This is a genomic window from Pseudomonas gingeri (genome assembly GCF_013385635.1).
Lineage (GTDB): Bacteria > Pseudomonadota > Gammaproteobacteria > Pseudomonadales > Pseudomonadaceae > Aquipseudomonas > Aquipseudomonas gingeri_A.
This window is the reverse complement of sequence record NZ_JACAPR010000003.1, coordinates 20,377-36,954: the sequence shown is the minus strand read 5'-3', so window position 1 is coordinate 36,954 and position 16,578 is coordinate 20,377. Positions and strand designations below refer to the sequence as shown.

Genomic DNA, 16,578 nt, shown 5'->3' with positions numbered 1-16,578 from the left:
CTCAAGCCGACAGCATCTGCCGCAACGCCACACAATCCTCGGCATGCCAATCCGTCAGCTCCGGCCACGGGTTATCCGGCAGGTTGACCAACACTGTCCGTGCCCCCGCCGCCCGTCCGCAATCGAGGTCGAAACGGTAATCACCGACCATCACCATCTCGGCCGGCGCGATGTCCCAGGCTTCGGCCAGTTTCAGCAATCCACCCGGATGCGGCTTGGGCGGTGCGTCATCGCGCCCCAGCACATCCGCCTCGGCGAAACAGTCGGCCAGGCCGATGGCCTCCAGCGTCACATGGGCCAGCTCACGGGCATTGCGCGTCAGGATCCCCAGGCGATAACCCCGACCGGCCAGCTCGCGCACCAACTCCACCGCCCCCACCGCCGCTTGCGAGCCCATGGCCAGGTCGCGCTCATGCTCCAGCAACCAGGCATGCTTGGCCGCTGCTTCATCGGCCGGCAACGCTGCCAGGTGCGTAAGGATGTCGTCTTCCGGCGGAATCGACAGGGCCACGCGAATGGCGGCGAAATCATGCACGGCAACAGTCAGGGTGCCATCCATGTCGAATACCCAGTGACGCACCTCGGACAGACTCATGACCAATCCTTGCGATGACGGATCAGGCCTTCCTGGGTGACCGACGCCACCAGTACGCCGGCGCGGTTGTACACACTGCCCCGGGAGAAACCACGGGAATTGCCGGCCCAGGGACTGTCCATCGCATACAGCAGCCAGTCATCGGCGCGCAGGTCGGCGTGGAACCACAGGGCATGGTCGAGGCTGGCGACCTGCATATCCTTCTGCCACACCGACTTGCCATGGGGCAGCAGCGAGGTGGTCAGCAGGCCGAAATCCGATGCATAGGCCAACAGGTACTTGTGCAGCGCCGGTGAGTCGGCCAGGGCACCGTCGGCACGGAACCAGACGTACTTGACCGGGTCCGACGGCTGCGGATTGTAGGGATCCTTCTCAGTCACCGGGCGCACTTCGATCGGCTTGGGGCACAGCAACTTGTCACGCATGTGCTCGGGGATCAGGTGGGCGCGTTGCTGGGTGATTTCCAGCTCCGAGGGCAGGTTCTCCGGCCCCACCACCTTCGGCATGCTGCTCTGGTGCTCGAAGCCCTCTTCGTCGTACTGGAACGAAGCGCTGCAGGTAAAGATCGGATGCCCCTTCTGGATCGCCGTCACCCGCCGGGTGCTGAAGCTGCCGCCATCGCGCACGCGGTCAACCGAATACACCACTGGCAGGCCGGCATCCCCGGGACGCAGGAAATAACCGTGCAGCGAATGCACATGACGGGCTTCCTCGACGGTCTGGCTCGCCGCCGACAGCGACTGACCCAGCACCTGGCCGCCAAACAGCTGGCGAAACCCCAGGTCCTGGCTGCGCCCGCGAAAGAGGTTTTCCTCGATGGGTTCCAGGGTCAGCAAGTCGACCAGGTCTTCCAGCACTTGGCTCATTCAAACGCTCCTCACACAGGGCAATACAGTTCACTTAAAGACGATCTCAAGCCATCCGTGCTTGTGGTGGCGGAACCTCAAGAACACCACATTCCTTTCCTGGAGCAGAGCTTTGCAGGAGCCACCGGATTGAATGATACAGCCTTTGTCGCGCCAGGCGTTGGGACGGATCGGCCACAACAGCCGCTATCCGTGCAGGGTTTCCAGCCACTGGTCGCGGCTGATGCGGTACAGCACATGCTTGCGCAACGGGTGATTACCGGCCAGCCTGGGGTGTTCGAAGTCGCCCAAGGGGTCGTAGTGCATGCCGATGGCCTGCATGACCTTCTGCGAAGGGGTGTTGGTCTCGGTGGTAAAGGCCACTACTTCCTCCAGCGCCAGGCGATCGAAGCCACAGCGCAAGGACGTCCATGCGGCCTCGCTGGCATAACCCAGGCCCCAGTGTTCGCGGGCCAGGCGCCAGCCCATTTCCACCGCCGGGGTGAAGGCTGCGTCGAAATTCACGTGGGCCAGTCCGGTCAGGCCGATAAAGGCGCCGTTGTCCTTGCGCTCCAGGGCCCACAGGCCAAAACCATGCTCGGCGAAATGCCCGCGGATCCGGCCGATCAGCGCCGCACTCTCCAGGCGACTCAGCGCGACCGGGAAATACCGCATCACTTGGGGATCGGCGCACATCCGGGCAAATTCCGGCAGGTCGTCATCGCGCCACTGACGCAGCAACAGGCGCGCGCTCTCGAGTTCCAGTATCGGCTCCATCAATCCCCCTCAGGATTCCTTGTAAAGCTGTTTCCCTGCTCGCAAGTGTATCGCGCTGATAAGATCCTTCACTCATTCCTACATGAATTCGCCATGCCGTTGCCTTTGATCTACCACGATGACTACAGTCCCGCGTTTGCGCCGGAGCATCGTTTTCCCATGGACAAGTTCCGCCTGCTGCGCGATCACCTAGTGGACAGCGGCCTGACCCGCGACCCGGACCTGCTGCGCCCGCAGATCTGTCCCGTGGATATCCTCGCCCTGGCCCATGACCGTGGCTATATCGAACGCTACATGGCCGGCGAATTGTCCCGCGAAGACCAGCGCCGCCTCGGCCTGCCCTGGAACGAAGCCCTGGCCCGGCGTACCGTGCGCGCGGTCGGCGGTTCGCTGCTGGCCGCCGAACAGGCCCTGGAACATGGCCTGGCCTGCCACCTGGCCGGCGGCACCCACCACGCCCACTACGATCACCCGGCGGGCTTCTGCATCTTCAACGACCTGGCAGTGATCAGCCACTACCTGCTGGCCAGCGGGCGTGTCGACCGGGTGCTGATCTTCGACTGCGACGTGCACCAGGGCGACGGCACTGCCCGTATCCTTGAAGACACTCCCGAAGCCATCACGGTTTCCCTGCATTGCGAGAAAAACTTCCCGGCGCGCAAGGCCCGCAGCGACTGGGACATTCCCCTGCCCATGGGCATGGGCGATGCCGACTACCTGAAGGTGGTGGATGACGCCCTGAATTACCTGCTGCCGCTCTACCAGCCGGACCTGGTGCTGTACGACGCCGGTGTGGACGTGCACAAGGACGACGCCCTGGGCTACCTGAAACTGACCGACGAAGGCGTGGCGGCCCGTGACGAACGGGTCCTGCGCCATTGCCTGGGCCGCGATATCCCGGTGGTCGGGGTGATCGGCGGCGGCTACAGCAAGGACCGCCAGGCGCTGGCGCGACGCCACGGCATCCTGCACCACAGCGCGCAGCGGGTCTGGACGTCATCAGGTTGTCACTGAAGCATGCTGCTTACCCACAATGTCTGTGGAACGGCCTGTGGATAACCTGCGTGAAACGCGCTACAGCGCTTACGGAACAAGGGCTACGGATAGCTGTATGTTTTTCGTACAGCGCTCCTGATGAGCCCGGCAGTTCCCCTGTGGGAGTGGGCTTGCCCACGAAAGTCCCACCGCGGTTTTATCGACATACCGCGTTTTCGTTCTTCGTGGGCAAGCCCACTCCCACAAGAAAACGTAGAATGCCCGCCTACCACGCCACTTCGCAGCCTGCCATGACCCGCACAGCCCCCGATTCCTCTCCCCACGTCGCCATTATCGGTGGCGGCCCTGCCGGCCTGATGGCCGCCGAAGTCCTGAGCCAGGCGGGTATCCGGGTCGACCTCTACGACGGCATGCCTTCGGTCGGACGCAAGTTCCTGCTGGCCGGCGTCGGTGGTATGAACATCACCCATTCCGAGCCCTACCCGGCGTTTCTCTCGCGCTATGCCGAGCGCGCTCCGCAGATCGCCCCGATGCTGCGCACCTTCGGCGCCGATGAACTGTGCGCATGGATCCACGGCCTGGGGATAACTACGTTTGTCGGCAGTTCCGGCCGGGTCTTTCCCAGCGATATGAAGGCCGCACCGCTGCTGCGCGCCTGGCTCAAGCGCCTGCGCGATGCCGGGGTAGTTATCCACACCCGCCATCGCTGGATGGGTTGGGAGGATGGCGAACTGGTTATCCACAGCCCGGACGGCGAAAAACGGCTCCAGGCCGACGCCACGCTGCTCGCGCTGGGCGGCGGCAGTTGGGCGCGCCTGGGCTCCGATGGCGCCTGGCTGCCGTTGCTGGAACAACGCGGCGTGCCCATCACCCCGTTGCAACCGAGCAATTGCGGATTTGAAGTCGAGGCCTGGAGCGAACTGCTGCGCGGCAAGTTTGCCGGAGCCCCGCTGAAAAACATCGCCATCGGCCTGCAACAGACAGTGCCACGCCTGGGTGAATGCGTGATCACCGCCAGCGGCATCGAAGGCAGCCTGATCTATGCCTTGTCCGCGCCGATCCGCGAGCAGATCAACCAGAGCGGTTCGGCAATCATCGAGATCGACCTGCTGCCGGGCAAGACCCGCCAGCAGATCCAGGCCGTGCTCGCCAAGCCGCGCGGTTCGCGCTCCATGGCCAAGCACCTGCACAGCCAGGTCGGTATCGACGGGGTCAAGGCGGCGTTGCTGCGCGAACTGACGGATGCCGCCTGCTTCAGCGATACCGCGCAGTTGGCGAGCGCGATCAAGGCCCTGCCGCTGAAACTGCTCGCCCCCCGCCCGCTGGACGAAGCCATCAGCAGCGCCGGCGGCGTTCCTTTCGAAGCCATGGACGAACAGTTGATGCTCAAGGCGTTGCCGGGCGTGTTCTGTGCCGGCGAGATGCTGGATTGGGAAGCGCCGACCGGCGGCTACCTGCTGACCGCCTGCTTTGCCAGCGGACGGGTGGCGGGGAAAGGGATGCTGGAGTGGTTGCGGCGGCAGGCCTGAAGCAGCGAGCACTCACCGATCGTTCCCACGCTCCGCGTGGGAACGATCAATCGCAATTGCCGGCAAGCCGGCTCCCACAATGGCGCCCGTCTCAGGGCTTGCGTTTACGCGGCCCGGTGTTGAACACCGGCACCTTGCGCACCGGTTTGACCGGTGGCGCCACGTCTTCCGGCTTCTCGCCGCTGTCCACCCATTTGCCCAGGTTGCGCTTGCCGCCACCACCGGCAGCCTTCGGCTTTTTCGGTTTCTTCGGCTTCTTGATCACCTGCCCGGACGCATCGGTTTCCGGCACACGGTGCTCGGGCTCGAAATCCTGTTCTTCACGGCGGCTCAGCGTCTGACGCGTCAGCGTCTCGATGGCCGACAGCAGGTTCACTTCATCGGCACACACCAGGGAAATCGCCTCGCCGGTGGCACCGGCCCGACCGGTACGACCGATACGGTGAATGTAGTCCTCGGCGACAATCGGCAGGTCGAAGTTGACCACCAGCGGCAGGTCTTCGATATCCAGGCCACGGGCCGCGACATCGGTGGCCACGAGGATCTGGATCTCGCTGGCCTTGAAGCGATCCAGCGCCCGTTGGCGGGTCGCCTGCGGCTTGTCGCCGTGGATACCGTCGGCGTTCACGCTCAGGCCCTGGAGTTTTTCCACCAACTGGTCGACGCCATTACGGGTCTTGGCGAACACCAGCACCTGCTTCCACTTGTGCTTACGCAGCAGGTGCACGAAGAGCTCCGGCTTGCGCTTCTTGTCGACCGTCACCACCCACTGCTTGACGGTGTTGGCCGCCACGTTGCGCGGGCTGACTTCGATGCTCAGCGGATCGTTGAGCATCTGCCCGGCCAGCAGGCGTATCGCATCGGAGAAGGTCGCCGAGAACAACAGGGTCTGGCGCTTTTTCGGCAAGGCCTTGTAGATATTGCCCAGCTCTTCCTGGAAGCCCAGGTCGAGCATGCGGTCGGCTTCGTCGAGTACCAGGGTCTGCAACTGGTTGAACTTGAGCGCGTTCTGGCGGAACAGGTCGAGCAGGCGTCCCGGCGTGGCCACCAACAGGTCGACACCTTTGCGCAGCTTCATCATCTGCGGGTTGATGCTGACGCCGCCATACACCGCATAAGTGCTCAACGGCAGGTGCTCGGCGTACTGGCGCACGCTTTCATGCACCTGCTCGGCCAGCTCGCGGGTCGGGACCAGGATCAGCGAACGGACCGAGTTGGCGGCGACCTTCGGTCCTTCCAGGGTCAGCAACTGCAACAGCGGCAGGGCGAAACCGGCGGTCTTGCCGGTGCCGGTCTGGGCCGCGGCCATCAGGTCGCGGCCGGCCAGCACGGCGGGAATGGCCTGGGCCTGGACCGGTGTCGGCGTCTTGTAGCCGAGGGTGTCCAGGGCCCGGGTCAGGGGTTCGATCAGGCCGAGAGTAGCGAATGTCATGCAGGTACCATAAGGAAAGTGTCAGCGCCGTGAAGCAATGCGCGGCAGTTTACCCTGTCAGGCCTCTTTCGGCTTGCGCCACTGCGGCAAACCGATCAACACCACGGCGCTGATGATCACACCCATGGCGATGCACTCGTGCCAGCCGATGTGTTCGTCGGCGAACAGGATGCCCAGCAACACCGCCACGGCCGGGTTGACGTAGGCATAGCTGGTGGCCGCCGCCGGGCGCACATGCTTCAACAGGTACATGTAGGCGTTGAAGGCGATGATGGAGCCGAAGACGATCAGGTAGAGCAGCGCGAGCCAGCCTTCGGTCGAGGGCATCTGGGTCATGCGCTCGCCCCTGATCAAGCTGGCCAGCAGCAGGACCACGCCACCCACCAGCATTTCCGCCGCACTGGCCATGCCGCCGGGGGGCAGCGGCAGATGCTTGCTCCATACCGAACCGAAGGCCCAGGTCGCCGCGGCCAGCAGCAACAGGACAGCGCCAAACGGACTGCTTTGCAGGTTGGAGCCCATGTTCAGCAGGGCGATGCCGATCAGGCCCAGCACGATCCCCGCCCATTCCAGGCCGGTATTGCGCGCCCCCCAGAAATAGCCGCAAAGCAGGGTGAACAGCGGCACCGTGGCCACCGTCAGCGCGGCGACACCGGAAGCCACGCCTGTGTGCTCGGCCAGGGTCACCGCGCCATTGCCGAAACTGAGCAACAGTACGCCAATGATGCCCGCCGCCTTCCATTGCCGCCAGGTCGGTGCCGGCACGCCGCGCCAGCGCTGGTAGGCATACAGCAGGCTGCCGGCGATCACGAAACGGATACCGCCCATCATCAGTGGCGGCCAGGATTCCACGCCGATACGAATCCCCAAATAGGTCGAGCCCCAGATGAAATACAACGCAAAGAAGGCACCGATCAGCGGCAACGGAAAACGGCGTGGGGCAGGCATGGAAGGCTCTAGGCAGGACAAGGGAGCGTTATTCTAGAAAGGCCATCGACAAATAATAAGTTACAAAACCGCGTTATCACGCCAGTACACTTTCTAAAACATGGGTATCAAGGGTATAAACCGTGCTTTCGAAAGTCGGCGAGCCAGAGGTCTTTTAGATGGACAAGTACGACCGTTTGATCCTGGGCGCCCTGCTGGAAAACGGCCGCGCCTCCTTCGCCGAACTGGCGCGCAAGGTCAACCTTTCCGCCCCGGCGGTGGCTGAACGAGTAGCGAAGCTGGAGAGCAGCGGCGTGATCACCGGCTACCAGGCCAAGGTGGACATGGCCAAGATCGGCCTGCCGATCCAGTGCGTGATCGAGTTGCGGCTCAACCAGCACGGCAGGCAACAGGTCTATGACGACCTGGCGCAGATCCCGCAGATCACCGAATGCCATCGGGTGACCGGCGACCCCTGCGTGATCATGCAGGCGGCGGTGGGCTCGATGGGAGAGCTGGAAGAATTGATCAACCGGATTGCCCAGTTCGGTTTCAGCAAGACCTCGATCGTGCTGTCGAGCGCTATCGAACCGCGGGTGCCGTTGGGGCATCTGGAAATGAATGGCAAGGTGAAGAGCCTGCATTGCGTCTGAACGTTCGTGTTTGCCGGTTTTGGGAGCGCTTCGCACCCCATCGCGAGCAAGCTTGCTCCTACAGGACCGCGTCGTGCACAAGCCGGGGGCAAACACAAATTCATCGTTCCCACGCTCTGCGTGGGCATGCAGCCCGTGACGCTCTGCGTCACAAGACGCGCAGATGAAGCAATATCGTAAAAGTCAGGTACGCTTCCTGGCCTGTTCATACGCGGCGCTACGCTCTCGCTTGCCTATCGCCAGCACGACAACAACAATTCGCTCGTCCTCGACACGATAGACGAGCCGATATCCTGCCCCGCGCAGCTTGATCTTGTAGCAATCCTTGAGATCGTGAAGCGCATCACCTGAAACACGCGGCGCATGTCGACGCTCTTCAAGCTTGCGTAGCAATTGCACTCGAAGAACCGCGTCGAGATTGCGCAGTTCCTTCAGGGCCATTGGGTCCCATTCAATACTGTATTCAGCGCCCATGTTCGATATCGGCCTGGGCTTCGGCAATCAAGTCGTCCAGAGAAACACGTACAGGGGGTTCATTGGCTTCGATGCGTTCTCTGGCCAACTGCGCGAGTTCCAGATCGTCCAGACGCTCCATCATCATCTCGAATACGTCAGCGGGCACCATATAGCCCATTACGCGATTATGGTTCAGTACCGCCACGGGTTCGCCTCCTGCTTCCCTCAATACGGCAGAGGGGTTTTTCTTGAGCTCGGAGACGCTCACGACCCTGTTGCTCAAAACACTTTGCATAATAAAGACTCCTGAATAGGTCTTTATTTTGGTCTTATCTTCACTACCAAGCAACGCAACAACTTGGCCGTCGGTCGCCTGAAGAAACATTCTGAACAGGTCACCGAAGATCGCTCCCACGCTCTGCATGGGAACGATCAGCCAATCACTTACCAGACACTGCCACAACCGCTGACGGGCACTACCTGCGGCATATCGCGCAGGCGGATCCAGGGTTCCTTGCGCCAATGCAACAGGCTCAGCGCGCCACCGTTCCATTCCAGCAAGCCCAGGCTCGGCGCCTGGGTCAGCGCCAGTTGCGGCTGATCGCGTAGCATCGGCAACACCTGATGCGTCAGCCACTGGCGCAGATGCCGGTTCTCCGGCAGGTAGTGATAGACCAGCATGGCGTAGACACCCGACTCGCTGAGCATCAGGTGTTCTTCTGCTCCGCCATTCCCCTGCAAGCTCAGCAGGCGACGCTGATCCGAATCAAGCTTGATCGCTTTGCGCTCATGCCACTCGATGCCCATCAGGTGCCCGATATCACGGGCGCAGAACCAGGCTTCGTCATGCAGGAGCAAGGCGCGGAGTTTGAGATTGTGGCGAGTGAAGACTTGAGGCGTGAGGCTGATATCAACCTGTATTTCGGGAATGGATTTTTCCATCTGGCGTAACTCCTAGATATCTATAGAGAGCTGCCAGAAAAGCCTTCCTACGAGCTTGGGTGGCAGCCGTACGCGGAGTAGGAACCGGATCCTAGGCTACCCGGCCACGCAGAAGCGTGCCCGCGCACGGCCACCATGACTGATTATCTCGGCATACAAAAAACACCGCAATCAGCAGATGGACGCAAAGCGCCTAGTTCAGCTCAGCAAGGGTTCCTACGCCCTGTCACCGATTTGGCGATGACCGCAAAAGGCTAGCGTTGCTAGCCCCCCCCGAAAAGACGGCACAGATCGCCACAGGAAGTACGACATTTCCTAAAAATTGATCGTTCCCACGCTCCACGTGGGCATGCAGCCCGTGACGCTCCGCGTCACAAGAGCGGACGCGGAGCGTCCGGTGAGGCATTCCCACGCGGAGCATGGGAACGATCGGATCGGGAGTCAGGCTCCCCGATAGCGCTTCAAATGCTCCCCCACCTTCGCCGCCGGTACTTTCTGCAATTTGCACAGCAGGTCGTGAGACAGCTCGCGCAGCCCGTGCTTTTCGCGCAGCTCGCCGGCCAGGTGCGCCAGCAGGTTCGCGGCCATCTCGGCGTCGGCCATGGCCCGGTGCGCCTGGCCGGTGTGCGGCAGCCGCGCGTAGGCGGTCAGGGTGCCCAGCTTGTGGTTCGGCGCCGCCGGCATCAGGCGCCGTGCCAGCAACAGCGAGCAGGCGAAATTCTGCAGCCGCGTGCGCTTGATGCGGCCCATCTCGAAATCCCAGAACTTCTGGTCGAACGCGGCGTTATGGGCCAGCAGCGGCGTGATGCCAACGAATTCGTTGACCTCGTTCATCACCCGCTCCGCCGCTGGCGCGGTGCGCAACATGGCGTTGCTGATACCGGTCAATTGTTCGATAAACGCCGGTACCCGCACCCCGGCGTTCATCAGGCTCTGGTAACGGTCGACGATGCGCCCCTCTTCCAGGATGACCACGGCGATTTCCGTCGCCCGGCAGGCGCTGCTCGGCGAGATCCCGGTGGTTTCAAAGTCGATAACCGCAATACGTTCCAAAATCCAACCCTTTCAAATAGTCCGTTGATCGTTCCCCCGGCGCGACAGGGAATACGCGTTGCTTCAGAAATGGACGCGGAGCGTCCAGGACTGCGTTACCACGCGGAGCGTGGGAACGATCATCAGCTCAATCATTTCAACAACAGTGCGCCTTCGATGGGCACGTAGCGGCTTGCCGCGCGGATCAGCGAATTGGCCGTCAGACCCGGCACGCCATAGGCTACAGCTTCGACGCCATGCTTGCCGATGATACGTTCGAGCAGCAGGTCGAAATCGCCGTCACCGGACGCCAGCACCACTTCGTCGACGTTCGGCGCGGCATCCATGATATCGATGGTGATGCCCACGTCCCAGTCGCCCTTGGCCGAACCGTCGCTGCGCTGGATGTACGGCTTGAGTTTCACCGTGAAGCCCAGGTTGCGCAGGATCTGCTGGAACTGCTGCTGCTTGCTGTCGCCACGATCGATCGCATAAGCATAGGCCTCGACGATCTGCCCGCGCTGGCTGATATCAGCCCACAGGGCGGCGTAGTTGAAGTGGCAACCGTAAGCCTGGCGGACGGTGTAGTAGAGGTTCTGAACGTCGGCGAACACTGCGATTTTCTTCACCGTGAATCCTCATGGCGCAGGCGCGCACTGGCGGGTGTGACGGACACTCGAAAGCGAGTAGACGCCCAGTATGCCAGCCCGAGGCAATATTCAGCGAACAATCAGCGGTGCGGGAGTTGGAGGAACAGCGTCAGGCGCCCCAACCCCTGAGGGAGTGGAGATTATGTGGGAGCGCGCTTGTCGGGACGCCGCACCGCCGCGAAGAGGCCTGTGAGGCCACTAAAAGCTTCGCGAGCAAGTCCGTTCCCACACAAGCACCGCTCCCACAACACCTGTCATCGATCAGACGTAGGAATCGTCGTCGCCAGAAAAGGAGGAACTGTCGTCGCTATAGTCGCTGTCGAGGAAACCGCCCTGGTCGTTGTTGCCCCAGGAATCGTTGTTGGCCATGCGCTGGTCATCACCCCAACCGCCGCCGTTGTTGTTGCTCATCGGGCTCGGCTCGATGATTTCCTCGATGATCTGCGGCTGCTGCTGGTTGTGATGGAACAGGCTGCTGATGCCTTCGGCCAACATGACACCACCGGCCACGCCGGCTGCGGTTTTCAGCGCACCGCCGAGGAAGCCGCTGCCGATAGGGGCAGCCGGAGCCGCCTGCTGCGGGGCGTAGTTGGGTTGCTGGTTATAGCTGGGTGGCGGGTTGTAGTTCTGCTGCGGCGGCGCATTGAACGCCGGGCGCGCCGGCTCACGCCAGCCGCCACCGGAGTTGCCGGGGGCCGGAGCCGGTGCCGGATCGCGACTGCCGCCACCAAAGATGCTCGACAGGAAACCACCGCTGCTCGGCGCCGGCGCGGCGCTCTGGGCGCGCGCCTGTTGCAGGTCGGCCTGGGCCTGCTGCAATTGGGCCTGGAGTTGCTTGTTCTGCTCGTCGAGACTCTTGATCGCGTGCTCTTGCACCAGGATCGACTGAGTCATGTAGTACGCCGCAGCCGGTTGGCGCGCCAGATGCTCCTTGATCCGCGCCTCGGCCAGGGCGTCACGCGGGGCTGAATCCTTTTCGGCTTGTTGCAACCGTGAAAACAGTCCATCGATCAGGGTTTGCTCTTCGCTGTTCATGGCGACCTCATCAGATTGCCGGGTAAAAATCGGTCGCCCTGGCCGATGCGGCCCGGGCGTACATCAGTTATGGGGCTGTTACAGGAAGTTTCAATGATCCTTACGTAACGTTTACATTTGAGTGTCGGCCCGCCTCATCGGTTAAAGTGTCGCTTTGCTTTGACCTTCGATAGCGAGCCCATGAACCCGCTCACCATATTGCGCGACTCCCTGTATTTCTTCCGGCGCAACCTAGGCCAGATCGCCCGCCTCTGCCTGCCGCTGGTGATCTTCGAGGCCGTGCTCCAGCAACTGCTGGACAACGCCATCGGCCCCGACGCTTCGCCCGCCTACGACCTGCTGGCCGGACTGCTGGTGTATCCGCTGTACACCGCGGCGCTGATCCTGTTTCTCGATGCCCGGACCCGCGGCGAAACCCCGCTCAATCGCGACCTGCTGGCCATGTCACTGCGCCTGTGGCCGCGCATGGCGCTGCTGGCGGCGATCAATACCGTGGCCATCGTGCTAGGGTTGTCGCTGTATTTCATTCCCGGTATCTGGCTGACCGTGGTGCTGGCGTTTGCCGAATACCAGTTGGTGCTGCGTGGCCGGGAACCGCTGCGGGCGATGAAGGAGAGTTTCAGCCTCAGCCGCGGGCATTTCTGGCGGACCTTCACCTGCATCCTCTGCGTCATGGGGCCGCTGTGGCTGCTCAAGGGCTTGAGTGCCAGTGCCTATCCCGAGCCGCAGAATCCGCTGCTGACACTGGTCATCGATAGCGCCCACAGCTTCCTGCAACTGTTTACCAGCGTCGTACTCTTCCGGCTGTACATGCTCATCAGCGAAAAATCCGACAGGGATTGAGCGGACAATCCTTCACAATAGAAGGTTGGGTGGTGACCAGACGCTCGGGTATGCTCCCCCCCATATTGCAACGTCATAAGCCGAGCCCATGACCCGTTTATTACGTTACACACTCTTGAGCGTGGCCCTTGTCGCCGGCCTGCCGGGCCTGTTCATCTACACCCTGAGCTGGCATCCCGCCGCCAGGGAAGAACTGCCGGTCAGTTGTACCGCCCAGGCCCCGGTGCTGGTTGCCGGCCAGGCGCTCAAGGTGATGACCTGGAATGTCCAGTACCTGGCGGGCAAACGCTATGTGTTCTGGTACGACATGGCCGACGGCAGCGGCCAGGATGAACGCCCGACCCCGGAAGACATGGCCTTCAGCCTTGATGAAGTGTCGCGGGTCATTCGCGACGAGCAGCCGGATATCGTGCTGTTGCAGGAGCTCGATGAGAACGCCAAGGCCAGCGCCTACCAGGACCAGTTCAAGCTGCTTCAGGAGCGTGTCGCCGACCTGTATCCGTGCAGCGCGCAAGCCTTCGACTGGAAGGCCGACTTCGTCCCCGACTGGCATATCTTCGGCAGCGTCGGCCGCACGCTGGCGACCCTGAGCCGCTATCAGATCGAGCATGCCGAGCGCCTGCAACTGCCCCTGGCCCCGAGCAACCTGATCCAGCGCCAGTTCCAGCCGCGCCAGGCGCTGCTACTCAACTACCTGCCGCTGAACGATGGCGGGCAACTGGCGGTGATCAATACCCAACTGGCGCCCTTTGCCCAGAACGACACCCAGTTGCGCCAGGTGCAGGCGACCACCCGCCTGCTGGATAAACTCGAAGGCCAGGGCACGCCATGGCTGATCGGCGGCGATTTCAATCTGCTGCCTTTGGGCCAGTACGTGCGCCTGCCGCCGCGGTTGCGCGGCGGCTATTCGGCTGACAGCGAACTGCACGTGCTGTGGGACAAGTACCCGATGATCCCGAGCAACAACGAGGCCAGCGGTATCGACCGCGAGCAATGGCTGACCCATTATCCTAACGATCCCGGCGTCAGTGGCCCGGACCGCACCCTGGATTACTTTTTCTACAGTGCCAAGATGCGGCGGGTCGAGGCGCAGGTGCGACAGGACGATACCCTGAAGATCTCCGACCACTTGCCAGTGATTGCGCGGTTTCTGTTGCCGCCGGCCCGCTGAATACTCCTGGATTTCTGCGGGAGGGGCTTGCCCCCGAAGCTTTTGGCGCGCTCACTGGCCTCTTCGCGACGGTGCGGCGTCCCGACAAGCCCGCTCCCACAAAGGCCCTGGTTTACTTGCGCGGCTTGATCCGCGCCGTCGCTTCGGCCACCAGCGGGTCGTCCGGCCAATAGTGCTTGGGGTAACGGCCCTTGAGGTCCTTCTTCACTTCGGCGTAGGTGCTGCGCCAGAAGTTCGCCAGGTCCTGGGTTACCTGGACCGGGCGCCGTGCCGGTGACAGCAGGTGCAGCTTCACCACCTGGCGGCCGCCGGCCACCCTGGGAGTCTCGGCCAACCCGAACAATTCCTGCAGGCGTACTGCCAGGATCGGCGGCTGCTCGCTGTAATCCAGGCGGATCGACGACCCCGAGGGCACGCTCAGATGATGCGGCGCCAGTTCGTCCAGGCGCTGGGGCAGCGGCCAGGGCAGCAGGTTATGGATGATATTGGCCAGCTCCAGGTTGGCGAAATGACTGAGCCGCGAGACCCGCCCCAGGTACGGCAGCAACCAGTGCTCCAGGCTTGCCAGCAGGGCCTTGTCGCTGACGTCCGGCCACTCGCTCTGGCCCTTGTCCGCCAGGTCCAGCTGACGCAGCAAGCTCACCCGCGCCTGCCATTGACGCAATTCCGGCGTCCAGGGCAGCAGCTCAAGGCCTTTGCGCCGGACCAGATTGACCAGCGCCTGACTGCGCGCCGCTTCATCCAGGCCGGTCAGCGGTTCGCGACTGAGGACCAGTTCGCCGACCTTGCGCTGGCGCTCGGCGCGCAGCATGCCTTCACGCTCATCCCAGTCCAGTTGATCGACATTGCTCACCTGTTCGGCCAACACCGTGTCGAACAGGGCCGGATCGAATTCCGCGGCCAGGTAGATCCGCTCTTCGCGCTGGCCCTGGCGACTGCCCAGATCGGCAATCACCAGCCAGGGCTGTTTCATCAGACTGTCGGTTTCGCTGAACAGGGCCGCGCGACCGTTGGCCAGGCGATATTCCGCCCCGCCCGCCCGGCGTTGCTGGGCGACCCGGTCCGGATAGGCCAGCGCCAGCAGTGCGCCCAGCCAGCGTGAATGCTCGGGATCGGCCACCGGCTCGCTGGCCTTGCCACGCAGATAGCCGCGATATTGCCGCGCCAGCTGCCGGGCCCGTTGCACACCGCCCTGGCCGCCGCGCGCTGCCCGCTCCCCTCCGGCCAGCAAGGCCAGGCGGGTGTGCAGGTCGGCACCACCACCGCGCTGGATATCCCGTTCACCCAGTAGCGCCGCAACATCGCAGGCCATGTTCGCCAGGCCCAACGCTTGTCCGCGTAACAGCAAATGGGCGATACGCGGGTGCGCCGGCAGTTCGGCCATGGCCTGGCCGTGCCGGGTGAGGCTACAGTCTTCGCCCGGCTTTGCCGCCAGCGCACCGAGGCGCTTGAGCAAGTCCCGGGCCTGGGCGTAAGCGGCGGCCGGTGGTACGTCCAGCCAGACCAGCTGGCTCGGGGCCACACCCCAGCGCGCCAGTTGCAAGGCCAACCCGGCGAGGTCGGCCTGGAGAATCTCGGCGCTGCCGTAGGCCGCCAGTTGCTCGTGCTGGGCTTCGGACCACAGCCGGTAGCACACGCCGGGCTCCAGGCGCCCCGCCCGGCCGGCGCGCTGGGTCGCGCTGGCGCGGGAAATCCTCTGGGTGTCGAGGCGGGTCATGCCGCTGCCCGGATCGAAACGCGGCACCCGCGCCAGACCGGCATCGATCACCACCCGCACGCCATCGATGGTCAGGCTGGTCTCGGCGATATTGGTCGCCAGCACCACCTTGCGTTTACCAGCCGGCGCCGGCTCGATGGCAGCGCGCTGGGCCGCCAGGTCCAGCTCGCCATGCAACGGGCACAAGAGGATATCCGTGCGCGCGCCGAGGGATTCTTCCAACTGCTGGTGGACCCGGCGAATCTCCGCCTGCCCCGGCAGAAACACCAGCAGGCTGCCGCTTTCATCGCTGACGGCTTCGAGCACTGTCTGCACCACTCGTGGCTCGATAAATTCGCCGGGTTGGAAGGCCCGTCCCCAACGGGTCGTCACCGGGAACATGCGACCTTCGCTGCGCACCACCGGCGCATCGCCCAGCAGACTGGCCAGGCGCTCGCCCTCCAGGGTCGCGGACATCAGCAGGATCTTCAGCGGCAGCTCATCGCGAAACATTTCGCGACCATTGAGGCTCAGGGCCAACGCCAGGTCGGCGTCCAGGCTGCGCTCATGAAATTCATCGAAGATCAGCAGCCCGACGCCTTCCAGGGCTGGGTCGTCCTGCAGCCTGCGCGTGAGAATGCCTTCGGTGACCACCTCTATCCGCGTCTTCGGGCCGACCTTGCTCTCCAGGCGGATGCGGTAGCCGACCGTTTCACCGACCTTTTCCCCCAGCTCGCTGGCCAGCCGCTCGGCCGCCGCGCGGGCCGCCAGGCGCCGTGGTTCAAGCATCAGGATGGTCTGCCCGGCCAGCCACGGCTCGTGCAACAGGGCCAGCGGCACCCGGGTGGTCTTGCCCGCGCCGGGTGGGGCTTCGAGTACGGTTTCGTGGCGTTCGCCCAGGGCCAGGCGCAATGCAGGCAAAACTTCATCAATCGGCAAGGAAATCATGGTGGCTCCAAAACTGACTGCCGAGTATAACGGCGAACTGCACGGCATTAA

At 63.2% G+C, this 16,578-nt stretch carries 17 protein-coding genes; 5 read left to right on the top strand and 12 right to left on the bottom strand.

Going from position 1 to position 16,578, the window contains the following annotated elements; genetic code table 11:
• Position 1: 1 nt before the first annotated feature.
• The 3 genes from HX851_RS02725 to HX851_RS02715 all read right to left on the bottom strand — a co-directional run bounded on the left by HX851_RS02725 (position 2) and on the right by HX851_RS02715 (position 2,217).
• Complete coding sequence (locus HX851_RS02725) at positions 2-595, bottom strand: HAD family hydrolase (protein ID WP_177062917.1); 594 nt, start codon at positions 593-595, stop codon at positions 2-4.
• Positions 592-1,461, bottom strand: coding sequence for an acyl-CoA thioesterase II (gene tesB, locus HX851_RS02720; RefSeq protein ID WP_177062916.1), 870 nt, complete (start codon positions 1,459-1,461; stop codon positions 592-594). The genes HX851_RS02725 and tesB overlap by 4 nt, the downstream gene beginning before the upstream one ends.
• Before the next feature lie 186 nt (positions 1,462-1,647).
• A complete protein-coding gene (locus tag HX851_RS02715) occupies positions 1,648-2,217 on the bottom strand; it encodes a GNAT family N-acetyltransferase (RefSeq protein WP_177062915.1) in 570 nt (189 codons plus the stop codon).
• 93 nt (positions 2,218-2,310) lie between these two features.
• Between HX851_RS02715 and HX851_RS02710 the strand changes: the two genes are divergently transcribed.
• Entirely contained in the window at positions 2,311-3,231 is a 921-nt protein-coding gene (locus HX851_RS02710; RefSeq protein ID WP_177064888.1) for a histone deacetylase family protein, read from the top strand.
• Between the two features lie 272 nt (positions 3,232-3,503).
• Positions 3,504-4,742, top strand: a complete 1,239-nt coding sequence (locus tag HX851_RS02705) for a TIGR03862 family flavoprotein (RefSeq protein ID WP_177064999.1) — start codon at positions 3,504-3,506, stop codon at positions 4,740-4,742.
• Positions 4,743-4,833: 91 nt separating this feature from the next.
• Here HX851_RS02705 and rhlE1 read toward each other — a convergent pair whose 3' ends face one another.
• Entirely contained in the window at positions 4,834-6,174 is a 1,341-nt protein-coding gene (gene rhlE1 / locus HX851_RS02700; RefSeq protein WP_177064886.1) for an RNA helicase RhlE1, read from the bottom strand.
• Positions 6,175-6,231: 57 nt separating this feature from the next.
• On the bottom strand, positions 6,232-7,122 hold the full coding sequence (gene yedA / locus HX851_RS02695) for a drug/metabolite exporter YedA (RefSeq protein WP_177062912.1): 891 nt from the start codon (positions 7,120-7,122) through the stop codon (positions 6,232-6,234).
• A 158-nt stretch (positions 7,123-7,280) separates the two neighbouring features.
• On the opposite strand from yedA, the gene HX851_RS02690 reads away from it, so the two are divergent.
• The gene (locus HX851_RS02690) at positions 7,281-7,754 is read left to right on the top strand and encodes an Lrp/AsnC family transcriptional regulator (protein ID WP_177064884.1); all 474 of its coding nucleotides are present in this window, start codon (positions 7,281-7,283) and stop codon (positions 7,752-7,754) included.
• A gap of 183 nt (positions 7,755-7,937) precedes the next feature.
• Here the strand turns inward: HX851_RS02690 and HX851_RS02685 are convergent, their stop codons facing one another.
• The 6 genes from HX851_RS02685 to HX851_RS02660 form a co-directional block, all read right to left on the bottom strand.
• A complete protein-coding gene (locus HX851_RS02685) occupies positions 7,938-8,228 on the bottom strand; it encodes a type II toxin-antitoxin system RelE family toxin (RefSeq protein WP_177064882.1) in 291 nt (96 codons plus the stop codon).
• Positions 8,218-8,505 (bottom strand): type II toxin-antitoxin system Phd/YefM family antitoxin, encoded by a 288-nt coding sequence (locus tag HX851_RS02680; protein WP_177062962.1) that lies wholly within the window; start codon positions 8,503-8,505, stop codon positions 8,218-8,220. Before HX851_RS02680 ends, HX851_RS02685 begins: the two co-directional genes overlap by 11 nt.
• A gap of 149 nt (positions 8,506-8,654) precedes the next feature.
• Positions 8,655-9,152 (bottom strand): BRO-N domain-containing protein, encoded by a 498-nt coding sequence (locus HX851_RS02675; protein WP_177062909.1) that lies wholly within the window; start codon positions 9,150-9,152, stop codon positions 8,655-8,657.
• A gap of 441 nt (positions 9,153-9,593) precedes the next feature.
• Positions 9,594-10,205 carry a 3'-5' exonuclease gene (locus HX851_RS02670; protein WP_177062908.1) on the bottom strand — a complete coding sequence of 204 codons (612 nt, stop codon included), beginning with the start codon at positions 10,203-10,205 and terminating at the stop codon, positions 9,594-9,596.
• 131 nt (positions 10,206-10,336) lie between these two features.
• A complete protein-coding gene (locus HX851_RS02665; RefSeq protein WP_177062907.1) occupies positions 10,337-10,813 on the bottom strand; it encodes a LabA-like NYN domain-containing protein in 477 nt (158 codons plus the stop codon).
• A gap of 282 nt (positions 10,814-11,095) precedes the next feature.
• Positions 11,096-11,869 (bottom strand): DUF2076 domain-containing protein, encoded by a 774-nt coding sequence (locus HX851_RS02660; RefSeq protein ID WP_177062906.1) that lies wholly within the window; start codon positions 11,867-11,869, stop codon positions 11,096-11,098.
• A gap of 180 nt (positions 11,870-12,049) precedes the next feature.
• Here HX851_RS02660 and HX851_RS02655 point away from each other — a divergent pair, with 180 nt between their 5' ends.
• Together HX851_RS02655 and HX851_RS02650 are read left to right on the top strand one after the other, a co-directional pair.
• Positions 12,050-12,712, top strand: a complete 663-nt coding sequence (locus HX851_RS02655) for a YciC family protein (RefSeq protein ID WP_177064881.1) — start codon at positions 12,050-12,052, stop codon at positions 12,710-12,712.
• Positions 12,713-12,800: 88 nt separating this feature from the next.
• Complete coding sequence (locus HX851_RS02650; protein ID WP_177062904.1) at positions 12,801-13,883, top strand: endonuclease/exonuclease/phosphatase family protein; 1,083 nt, start codon at positions 12,801-12,803, stop codon at positions 13,881-13,883.
• Between the two features lie 112 nt (positions 13,884-13,995).
• Here HX851_RS02650 and hrpB read toward each other — a convergent pair whose 3' ends face one another.
• Positions 13,996-16,527: an ATP-dependent helicase HrpB gene (gene hrpB, locus HX851_RS02645; RefSeq protein WP_177064879.1), complete on the bottom strand. Its 2,532-nt coding sequence runs from the start codon at positions 16,525-16,527 to the stop codon at positions 13,996-13,998.
• Between the last annotated feature and the right edge of the window lie 51 nt (positions 16,528-16,578).